The organism is Polynucleobacter sp. 35-46-11, assembly GCF_002281105.1.
The window spans coordinates 1-1,587 of sequence record NZ_NCFJ01000553.1 but is presented as its reverse complement, the minus strand read 5'-3'; the positions used below and the strand labels follow the sequence as shown (position 1 = coordinate 1,587).

Below are 1,587 nucleotides of genomic sequence, written 5' to 3'. Positions count from 1 at the left end.
GGCCACGGTTTAGTGGCTGATGATGCGGTGGACTTTGCTCGTCTCGGACCAGATTACATCGAGGGTCGCTGCCCCGTGATTCTGCGCAACCTCCTAGAGGTACGTGGACTAGGCTTATTGGATATCCGCACTATTTTTGGTGAAACGGCCGTGCGTCGTAAATTGAAATTACGTTTGATCGTTCAACTCGTTCGTCGTAATGATGGTGAGTTCGAGCGTCTTCCATTGGAAGCGCAACATATTGATGTGCTGGGCATTCCAATAAGGACCGTCAAAATTCAAGTGGCTGCAGGGCGTAACTTGGCTGTACTAGTAGAGGCGGCAGTCCGCAATACTATTCTGCAACTGCGGGGCATTGATACCTTAAAAGAATTTATGGAGCGTCAGCGTTTGCAAATGAATGCAGAGGCTGAATCTACTAAGTCACAGGGTCGACTCATTTAATATGCAAATCAATCTGATTACCGGTATTTCCGGCTCAGGTAAATCCGTTGCGCTTAGAGCCTTTGAGGATGCAGGCTATGACTGTGTAGATAACCTTCCAGTCACCCTCTTAGAAAATCTCATCACCACTCTAGAGATCGAGAAGAGTGAACGCGTTGCAGTAGCCATTGATGCCCGTCGCGGCCAGTCAATCGCAGAGCTACCCCAGATCTTAGAAAACTTACGACGCAGCCATGATGTGCGAGTTGTTTTCTTGAATGCAGATACCAATACACTCATCCAGCGTTTTTCTGAGACCCGTAGACGTCATCCGCTCTCTGGTAAAACTCAGGAGACTCAGTCGGCTACCTTGATAGAGGCGATTGATACAGAGCGTAACCTACTAGAACCCCTTCGCACCCAAGCGCATAGCATTGATACCAGCAACCTACCCGCCCATGCCCTACGTTCTTGGATACAGGATCTTCTGAAAGATAAGCCCCAAGGGCTTACCGTGATTTTTGAATCTTTTGGATTTAAGAAGGGTTTGCCAAGTGAAGCAGATCTTGTATTTGATGTTCGTTGTCTACCGAATCCGCACTATGACAAAGCCTTAAGACCACTGTCCGGAAAAGATCAGCCTGTGCGTGAATTCTTGGAAAAAATTCCTGAAGTCGTGAGCATGGAGAATGACATTATTCAATTTATTGAAAAATGGTTGCCCCACTACATTGCAGATGGTCGTAGTTATTTGACTGTTGCTATCGGCTGCACTGGTGGACAACATCGCTCTGTCTACTTAGTCACTCGGATTGCTGCGCATTTTCTGCCGCAAAAAGATGTGTCATCACTGCAGATTAATTTCTTAAGCCGTCACCGCGAGTTAGACTCAATCCCTGCAGTAGCAATTTAATTGGTTGAGGTAGGCCGTATTTTCCAAGCTGACGCAATGGCACCCACTTCAAATTATCACTAGAGAATTTCATGGCATCACTTGATGTCACATGCCAGATTTGCATCCACAAACGTCGATGGGTAAAGATATGTTTAATCTCTACTCCTTGCTCGATGAATTGAAAGCTCTTTAAAACACTGGCAGTCTTTTCATCTGGCAACACCAACTGAAACAACTCTTTAGCAGTAAAAGCAGCTGAATTGCTGACT

The 1,587-nt window shown here is 46.1% G+C and carries 2 protein-coding genes and 1 pseudogene; 2 read left to right on the top strand and 1 reads right to left on the bottom strand.

What is annotated here, in order from left to right:
• A pseudogene (locus tag B7Y67_RS17520) lies at positions 1-444 on the top strand (HPr kinase/phosphorylase); the annotation flags it as partial.
• A 1-nt stretch (position 445) separates the two neighbouring features.
• The gene (rapZ, locus tag B7Y67_RS17515; protein WP_293599725.1) at positions 446-1,336 is read left to right on the top strand and encodes an RNase adapter RapZ; all 891 of its coding nucleotides are present in this window, start codon (positions 446-448) and stop codon (positions 1,334-1,336) included.
• Here rapZ and B7Y67_RS17510 read toward each other — a convergent pair.
• On the bottom strand, positions 1,281-1,587 hold a 307-nt coding region (locus tag B7Y67_RS17510; RefSeq protein WP_293599724.1), incomplete at its 5' end, for an NUDIX domain-containing protein. The two genes, rapZ and B7Y67_RS17510, sit on opposite strands and share 56 nt — an antisense overlap.